Origin of the sequence: Streptomyces durbertensis, from assembly GCF_014156695.1 — a bacterium.
Classification (GTDB): domain Bacteria; phylum Actinomycetota; class Actinomycetes; order Streptomycetales; family Streptomycetaceae; genus Streptomyces; species Streptomyces durbertensis.
Map to the genome: position 1 here is coordinate 1 of NZ_WMLF01000223.1, position 8,493 is coordinate 8,493.

The 8,493-nt window shown below is 72.5% G+C and carries 7 protein-coding genes; 2 read left to right on the forward strand and 5 right to left on the reverse strand.

The genetic code is table 11. The annotated features are described in order from the left end of the window. Positions 1–63 precede the first annotated feature (63 nt). Together scpA and GL263_RS15800 are read right to left on the reverse strand one after the other, a co-directional pair. Entirely contained in the window at positions 64–2,301 is a 2,238-nt protein-coding gene (gene scpA / locus GL263_RS15795) for a methylmalonyl-CoA mutase (RefSeq protein ID WP_182856359.1), read from the reverse strand. Next, positions 2,301–4,268 (reverse strand): methylmalonyl-CoA mutase family protein, encoded by a 1,968-nt coding sequence (locus tag GL263_RS15800; protein ID WP_182856360.1) that lies wholly within the window; start codon positions 4,266–4,268, stop codon positions 2,301–2,303. The genes scpA and GL263_RS15800 overlap by 1 nt, the downstream gene beginning before the upstream one ends. A gap of 206 nt (positions 4,269–4,474) precedes the next feature. Here GL263_RS15800 and cobF point away from each other — a divergent pair, with 206 nt between their 5' ends. Beyond that, positions 4,475–5,284 (forward strand): precorrin-6A synthase (deacetylating), encoded by an 810-nt coding sequence (gene cobF, locus GL263_RS15805; protein ID WP_182856361.1) that lies wholly within the window; start codon positions 4,475–4,477, stop codon positions 5,282–5,284. A 234-nt stretch (positions 5,285–5,518) separates the two neighbouring features. Here the strand turns inward: cobF and GL263_RS15810 are convergent, their stop codons facing one another. Genes GL263_RS15810 through GL263_RS15820 form a run of 3 tightly spaced genes read right to left on the reverse strand, consistent with a single transcriptional unit; the run spans position 5,519 to position 7,939 of the window. Beyond that, positions 5,519–6,112 (reverse strand): WbqC family protein, encoded by a 594-nt coding sequence (locus GL263_RS15810; protein ID WP_438947963.1) that lies wholly within the window; start codon positions 6,110–6,112, stop codon positions 5,519–5,521. 40 nt (positions 6,113–6,152) lie between these two features. Then, positions 6,153–6,818: a YdcF family protein gene (locus tag GL263_RS15815; RefSeq protein WP_182856362.1), complete on the reverse strand. Its 666-nt coding sequence runs from the start codon at positions 6,816–6,818 to the stop codon at positions 6,153–6,155. 17 nt (positions 6,819–6,835) lie between these two features. Further along, positions 6,836–7,939 carry a helix-turn-helix domain-containing protein gene (locus tag GL263_RS15820; RefSeq protein ID WP_182856363.1) on the reverse strand — a complete coding sequence of 368 codons (1,104 nt, stop codon included), beginning with the start codon at positions 7,937–7,939 and terminating at the stop codon, positions 6,836–6,838. Between the two features lie 157 nt (positions 7,940–8,096). Here GL263_RS15820 and GL263_RS15825 point away from each other — a divergent pair. Further along, a partial coding sequence (locus GL263_RS15825) for a hypothetical protein (RefSeq protein ID WP_228456540.1) occupies positions 8,097–8,493 on the forward strand: 397 nt, incomplete at its 3' end.

Genomic DNA, 8,493 nt, shown 5'->3' on the forward strand with positions numbered 1-8,493 from the left:
GGGCCGGAGGTCTCGCTCTCGGCGGCGGGGTCACCGGGACGGTACCCCGCCGCCGAACGGCGGTCAGGCGGCGGGCGGTTGCTCGGGGTGCCCGAGGTTGGACGCCAGGGAGCGCAGCAGGTCGTGGGCCGCGTCCGGGATGACCGTGCCGGGCGGGAAGACGGCGGCGGCGCCCATGTCGAGCAGCGGCTGCACGTCCTGCGGCGGGATGACGCCGCCGACGACGATCATGATGTCCTCGCGGCCCTGCGCCGTCAGCTCCTCCCGCAGCGCGGGGACGAGCGTGAGGTGGCCGGCGGCCAGCGAGGAGACGCCGACGATGTGCACGTCGGCCTCCACCGCCTGCCGGGCGACCTCCGCCGGCGTCTGGAACAGCGGGCCGACGTCGACGTCGAAGCCGAGGTCGGCGAACGCGGTGGCGATCACCTTCTGGCCGCGGTCGTGGCCGTCCTGGCCCATCTTGGCGACGAGGATGCGGGGGCGGCGTCCCTCGGCCTCCTCGAACGCGTCGACGAGCGCGCGGGTGCGGGCCAGCGCGGAGGACGGTCCGGCTTCGTCTCGGTACACACCGGAGATCGTACGGATCTGGCCGGCGTGGCGGCCGTAGACCTTCTCCAGTGCGTCGGAGATCTCACCGACGGTGGCCTTGGCGCGGGCGGCGTTGACGGCGAGGTGCAGCAGGTTGCCGTCGAGGGAGCCGCCGCCCTGGTGGCCGGCTTCGGCGGCGTGGGTGAGGGCGCGCAGCGCGTCCTGGCAGACGGCCTCGTCGCGTTCCTCGCGGAGCCGCCGCAGCTTCTCGATCTGCTGGGCCCGCACGGACGAGTTGTCGACCTTGAGGACGTCGATCTGCTCGTCGCTGTCGACGCGGTACTTGTTGACGCCGATGACCGGCTGGCGGCCGGAGTCGATGCGCGCCTGGGTGCGGGCGGCGGCCTCCTCGACGCGCAGCTTGGGGATGCCCTCGTCGATGGCCTGGGCCATGCCTCCGGCGGCCTCGACCTCCTGGATGTGCTGCCAGGCGCGGCGGGCGAGGTCGTAGGTGAGGCGTTCGACGTAGTTGCTGCCGCCCCACGGGTCGATGACCCGGGTGGTGCCGGACTCCTGCTGGAGGAGGAGCTGGGTGTTGCGGGCGATGCGGGCGGAGAAGTCGGTGGGCAGGGCCAGCGCCTCGTCGAGGGCGTTGGTGTGCAGGGACTGGGTGTGGCCCTGGGTGGCGGCCATCGCCTCGACGCACGTGCGGGTGACGTTGTTGAAGACGTCCTGCGCGGTGAGCGACCAACCGGAGGTCTGCGAATGGGTGCGCAGCGACAGCGACTTGGCGTTCTTCGGGTCGAACTGCTTGACCAGCTTGGCCCACAGCAGGCGGGCGGCCCGCAGCTTGGCGACCTCCATGAAGAAGTTCATGCCGATCGCCCAGAAGAACGACAGCCGGGGCGCGAACGCGTCGACGTCCAGGCCGGCGCCGAGACCGGCGCGCAGGTACTCCACACCGTCGGCGAGGGTGTACGCCAGCTCCAGGTCGGCCGTGGCGCCGGCCTCCTGGATGTGGTAGCCGGAGATGGAGATGGAGTTGTAGCGCGGCATCCGCTGCGAGGTGAAGGCGAAGATGTCGGAGATGATCCGCATCGACGGCTTCGGCGGGTAGATGTAGGTGTTGCGGACCATGAACTCCTTGAGGATGTCGTTCTGGATGGTCCCGGCCAACTTCTCGGGCGGCACGCCCTGTTCCTCGGCGGCGACGATGTACAGCGCGAGCACCGGCAGCACGGCGCCGTTCATCGTCATCGACACGCTCATGCGGTCCAGCGGGATGCCGTCGAAGAGCTGCCGCATGTCGTAGATGGAGTCGATGGCGACGCCCGCCATGCCGACGTCGCCGGTCACGCGCGGGTGGTCGCTGTCGTAGCCGCGGTGGGTGGGCAGGTCGAACGCGACGGACAGGCCCTTCTGGCCGGCGGCGAGGTTGCGCCGGTAGAAGGCGTTGGACTCCTCGGCGGTGGAGAAGCCGGCGTACTGCCGGATCGTCCACGGCTGGTTGACGTACATCGTCGGGTAGGGGCCGCGCAGGTAGGGCGCGACGCCCGGGTAGGTGCCGAGGAAGTCCAGGTCGGCGGTGTCGGCGGCGGTGTACAGCGGCTTGACGCCGATGCCCTCGGGGGTCTCCCAGACGAGGTCCTCGGCGCTCTTGCCGGCGCCCTTCTCGACCTCGGCGCGCCAGCGCTCGGCGTCCGCGTCGGCGGTGGGCGCGCCGAGTGGGACGCCGGTGAAGTCCGGGATGGGATTGGAGGTGTGGTCGCTCATCACAGCGCTCCCGCCGGGTCCTGGCCGGACTGGCCGGACGTGTCCTGTGGGTGGTCGGGCAGCAGCCCGTCGAGCAGTTCGGTCAGCAGGGCGACGGCGTCGTCGCCGGCGGCCAGGTGGCCGTCGACGCCCGCCTCCCGCAGGGTGTCGCGGAGTTCGCCGCGCGGGCGGCCGGCGAGCAGGACGCGGCGGGCGCCGGCGGCGCGGAACGCCTCGGCGACGGGCGCGGCCTGCTCGGCGTACACCTTGTCGGCGGAGCAGAGGCAGACGGCCGCCGCGTGGTGCTCGCGCAGCAGCGCGGCGGCGGCAGCGGCGTCCGTGTCCGGTCCGACGGGCACGGTGACGGGTTCGATGCCGCCGGCCTGGAAGAGGTTGGCGGCGAAGGTGACCCGGCCGGTGTGCGCGGCGGGGCTGCCGAGCGCGGCGAGCACGATCTTCGGGCGGCTGCCGGTGTCGGCGAGCGCCTTGTCGGAGCGGGCGCGCAGCTCCTCGTACTGCTCGTCGCGGCGTACGCGCGGCAGTCCGCCGCTCTCCGGCTCGGGCGCCGGTTCGCGGACGACGGGTTCCTCGGTGAGGAGGGGGAACTCGCTGACGCCGGTGATCGGTTCGCGTCGGTGGGCCAGCGCCTCGCGGCGGCGGTTCCAGGTGGCGTCGAGCCGTTCGGCGAGGAAGCCGGAGGCGAGCGCGGCGCGTTGGCCGCCGGCGCGCTCGATCTCCTGGAAGAACTCCCAAGCGGCGGACGCGAGTTCGTCGGTCTGGCTCTCCACGTACCAGGAGCCGCCCGCCGGGTCGACGACCCGGGCGACGTGCGACTCCTCGATGACGATCGTGGAGGTGTTGCGGGCGATGCGGCGGGCGAAGCCGTCGGGCAGCCCGGCGGCGTGGTCGAACGGCAGCACGGTGACGGCGTCGGCGCCGCCGACACCGGCGGCGAGCGTGGCGACGGTGGTGCGCAGCATGTTCACCCACGGGTCGCGGCGGGTCATCATCACCGGCGACGTCACGACGTGCTGGCGCTGCGCGGCGGCCGACGGGTCGGTGACCCCGCAGACCTCCGCGACGCGCGCCCACAGCCGGCGGGCGGCCCGCAGCTTGGCGATCGTCACGAACTGGTCCGCGGTCGCCGCGTACCTGAACTCCAGCTGGCGGCAGGCCTGTTCGGCGGTGAGCCCGGCGGCGGTGAGGTGCCGCAGATAGGCGACGCCGGTGGCCAGCGAGCAGCCCAGCTCCTCGGCGGGTGAGGCGCCGGCCTCGTGGTAGGGCAGCGCGTCGACGGTCATCACACGCAGGCCCGGGTGGGTGTCGCCGAGGCGGCGCGCCCAGTCGGCGGCGGCGTCCAGCAGCCCGGCGGTGCGCGTGTCGTCGCCGCTGCGGGCCTGGAGGCCCAGCGGGTCGCCGCCGAGGTTCCCGGCGGCGGCCGACGGCGGCACCTCGGCGCGCTCGTACAGCGCGAGCAGGGCGCGGGCGGCGGCGTCGAACTCCGCGCCCGGCTCCAGCACGATCGGCGCCAGGTCGAGGTAGACGCCCTCCAGCACGGTCGGCAGGTCGGCGACGGCCAGGCCGCCCCGGCCGACGACCAGCCACAGGGAGCTGACGCCGTTCTCCAGGTCGGCCAGCGCCAGCTCGTTCGCGCGGCGCGCGTCGGGGTCGCGGTGCTGCTGCCGTACGTCCCACCCGGCGGGGCTGTGGCCCTGCGGCCGGCCGCCCCGCACAAAGGGCGCGAAGCCGGGGAAACCGGTGGCGTCGGCCGCACCGCCGCCCGGCACGTCGGCCGCGGTGTACAGCGGACGGGTGCGGAGCCCGTCCTCCAGCGTCGTGGACAGCGCGTCCTCGGCCGCGGTCCCGGTCGCCTCGCTGTCGGGGTTGCTCTTGCGGAGCACACCCTCCACGAGACGCTGCCACTGCTCACGGGTGGCATCAGGGAACTCGGCGGCCAGAGAGAGCCCGTCGTCAGGCAGGACCGTCATAGACGGCAGGCTAGGCGAGTGCACGTCTGAGCGCAGCGGGGCACGGCTGTGACCTTGAACTCTCCCGGACGCCGTTCGGGTGACCCCTCCGAGGCTGCTCCGCCGCCCTACCCAACGCCCCTCCCACGGCCCATCCGACGCCCCTCCCGTCTCCGACCCGGACCCGGTTTCCGCCCCGCCGGCGCGGCCGGGCAGACTCGGCTCCCGTGAGACGAATCCATGTCATCGGCATCGGCGCGGGCGACCCCGAGCACCTGACGCTCCAGGCGGTGAACGCCATGCGCGACACCGACGTGTTCTTCCTCCTCGGCAAGGGCGAGGAGAAGCAGGAGCTGATCGACCTCCGCCAGGAGATGCTGGCGACGCACGCCCGCGAGGGGCACCGGGTGGTCGAGGCCCGCGACCCCGACCGGGACCGCACCCCGGCCCGCTACGCCTCCGAGATCGACCAGTGGCGCCGGGCCCGCGCGGACATCTACGAGGCGCTGATCAGGGACGAGCTGTCCGAGGACGGTCACGGCGCGTTCCTGGTGTGGGGCGACCCCGCCCTCTACGACTCGACGCTGGCGATTCTGGAGGAGGTGCTGGCGCGCGGCACGGTCGCGTTCGAGTACACCGTCGTACCCGGCGTGAGCAGCGTCTCGACGCTCGCGGCCCGCCACCGCGTCGGCCTGAACCGCGTCGGCCGCCCCTTCCAGGTGACCACCGGCCGGCGCCTCGCCGAGGGCTGGCCGGCCGGCGTCGACGATGTCGTGGTGATGCTCGACGCCCGCCACGCGTTCTCCCTCCTGCCGCCCGAGGAGCGCGCCGAACTCGACATCTACTGGGGCGCCTATCTCGGCACCCCCGACGAACTCCTCGTCTCCGGCCCCCTCGACGAGGTCGCCGAGGAGATCGAGCGCGTCCGCTCGGCGGCCCGCGACCGCAAGGGCTGGATCATGGACACCTACCTCCTCCGCCGCCGCGACACCGCCGCGGAGCCCGCCGGCGACGACGCAGGTGGCGGCGAGTCCTGATCTCCCGACCCACTTCAACGCCGCCGTTCACCGGGGTGGCTTCGAAACCCGGTCCGGACCGGACACGAGGAAGTCGTACGCGACTGAGGACATTCAGTGGCAGGTCCCCCCTTCCTCGAGGAGGGGGGGACGGTCGTCAGGCTGCGGCTTCGAGCGAGTCCGGGCTACTGGCGAGGGCCCGGAGTCGGGCGGCGAGAGCGTCGGGGCCGAGGTGGGTCAGGGCCCACAGAGCGGTCACGCGCCGCGCAGTGGCCCAGATCCCGGTGGTCGGGGGCAGGAACGGGGCGACGGTGATGCCGCGGACGGTGAACGGGCCGGGTCGAGATACGTCATCCCACCGGTCCCGCACAGATACGTGCCGGCGTCAGCCGCGGCAGTGAGGTCGGCGAGCCGCTGGGACCGCTCCGGCCGGGCGGGCAGCCCGCTCGTAGCCAGGACGCGCCCGTTCCAGCCGAGGAGGTCCAGCAGGACGCGGGTGGAGGTCTCGGCAACAGCGGCGGTCCGGCCGGTGTCGAACACGGCCCAGACCGGCTCCAGAGCCGTCTGGAGAGCTGGCCAGTCAGGGCTGGCCCCGTATTCCTGCCGGATCATCGCCTTGGTGCGTCGCCGGGCCGAGGCGGGGTCGGCGATCAGAGCGTCCCGGATGGCGGTCTGGCGGCCCTGGGGCAGGTGGGTGGGGATGGACAGCCACCGGGTCCGGTCCGGGTCTTCCAGGGCGGCGAGGCGGGTGCGGTGCTGGTAGTCGCGACGGGTGAACTGGACGTCGTCGAGGACGATCCAGGTGTCCGCCGCGAACAGCTTGGCCAGGGTGGCCAGTCTCGGAAACACGTTGGGCTGGTGGATCGCACACAGCCCGCCCGTCGGCCGGTCAGGAGATGAGGCGGCTGGTGAAGCCGTCGCGGATGAGGGACTCGTATGCGGCATGCACGTCCTCCGGGACATCCTGGGCGATGGCGAAGCCCTGCTTCGGATACTCGATCACCCGCTGGAGATCGCCGACGAGCATGTCCACCACAAGCTTCTCGTCGCCGATGGACTTGAAGTAGTCGTCCAGCTCCAGGGGCTCCGACGCGCACACGATCTCGACGTCGGGCCACAGCTTGCGGGCAGTGGCGAACGATCGCCTCTCCATATAGGGCTTGGAGACCAGCATCACCGTCGCCGGGACGATGCCGGCCGAGGCCAGCAAGTCGCGGGTGAGGGTGATGTTCTGGCCAGTGTTCGCGGCGTTCGGCTCGACGAGGATCGCCTCGTCGGGGACGCCGAGATCGAGAGCGTGCTCGCGGAAGTGGACGGCCTCACCGCGCGGGAAGCGGGCCCTCGTGGTGGGGCTGTTGCCGCCGGTGAACACCAGAGTCGGGAACAGGCCGCGGTGATAGAGGTCGGCGGCGGCAGCGGCGACGCCGAGGTCGTGGCTGCCCAGGCCGATCGCCACGTCGGCGGGCCTCAGCTGGTGGCCCATGAGGTGGTAGTCCCAGATCAGCTCGGTCCGGCGCCACTGGTCCTCGGTGATGGTCTGCTGGTTGTCGCCCACGCGTGTTGTCTCCCTGGTCACCGGCTGGCGGGGCCGGACGGCCCCGTGCTCATGGCCTTGATGTTCTCGATGCTGGCCAGCTGGTGGGACAGCCCGAAACGGGCGGCCATGGTCGCGGCCTTGTCGAGGACGTGAAGGCCATCATCGCGGGTCGCGGGATCAGTCAGCAGGATGTGGCCGTGGGCGGTGTCCAGGCGGACCTTCTGCATGGGGGCGTCGGTGGTGGCGGTGCCGCGGGCGACGGTGATGAAGTGCAGCGCGGAGGAGAGGTCGCCAGCACCGCGGTGGGCCAGGGCGATCTTCTGGTGGGCCACCGACCAGTCCTCCGGCTCGGCGAGGTCCTCGAAGTCGCGGGTCGCGGCCAGCATCACACGGGTCGCATAGTCGTGCTGGCCGTCCTTGCTCAGCGCGGTCCCCACCCACAGCCGGGACCGGGCCCGGTCGCGGCGGGAGAGCCGGTCGTCGACCGCGAGGTGCTCGTACTGGCGGGCGGCCGTCTCCAATTTCCCGGACATCTCGGCGACCACGGCGAGGGACAGGTCGAGCTGGGCGATGCGGCGGGGGATGTCGAGCTGGGTGAACAGCGACTTGGCGGTGACATAGGAACGCTGGGCGGAAAGGGGTCCGACCACGCTGCCCTGGTCGCGCTGGAGGTCGCCGAGGAGGGCGGTCGAGCGGGCGAACAGACACAGGCCCCGGTCATCGAGTCTGAGCGGGGTGAAGCGGCTGGTCCACCGGCTGATCAGGCTCTCGGCGAAGGTGAAGTCCTGCCGGGACAGGGCGACCACGGCCCGGTCGAGGTCGTCGGTCCACGACTCGTACTCCCAGCCCAGCGGCCCGGCGGGCGTCACCCGCCGGCCTTCGGTCGCGGTCCCGGGGCGTCCGGCCTCGGACAGGAACGTCTCGAACCGCAGATGGGCGGCCGCGTCCGCGCGGGCCAGGGCCGTGTCGAGGATCGCCTGGGTGTCCGGGCGGGGCTCGGTCAACGCCTGGAGCTTCTCCCACTTGGAGACGGTCCGCACGCCGACACCGAGGTGTTCGGCGAACGCGCGGACGCTCAGCCGCAGCGCGAGCCGGAGTGCCTTGGCCTCCAGCCCGGTCCAGTGGTGCACGGTCGCCACACGTCGCTCCCTTCCCGCCGTCATCGAAGCACGTCGGGCCGGGGCGGGGGGACGCAAGTGCCACGGAAGTGCAACAGGCGCTCATTCCCTGGTGGTTGGGGCCGGGGCCAGGCTGACCCGTGACACCAGTTACCGGACCATTGGATGGTTGCGAACGATGGAGCCCCTCACCGAGCATCGCGGCGTCAGCGGCCCGGTCGTCTATGGCTTCCTGAGGCTGGTGCGGGGCTCCCGGGCCCGTCAGGACGCTCTGCACGACGCTCTGGCCGAGTACTGCCGCCGGCACGAGCTCGACCTGCACGGGGTCTTCATCGAACGGACGGCCGGCACCGAGCGGTCGGCCGCGTTCACCGGCCTGCTGGACGTCTTGGAACTGCACGGCACCTACGGCGTCATCCTGCCCGCCCTCTCGCACCTGGGGCCGAAGGCGATAGCCGGCCCCCGCCAAGCCCGGATCACCACCTCCGGCGCCCGGCTGCTGCCGGTCCGCGGCCCCCGCCCGCACACCTCCGGCCCCGCCGGGGCCAGGCCCGAACGCTGTCTCTTATACACAA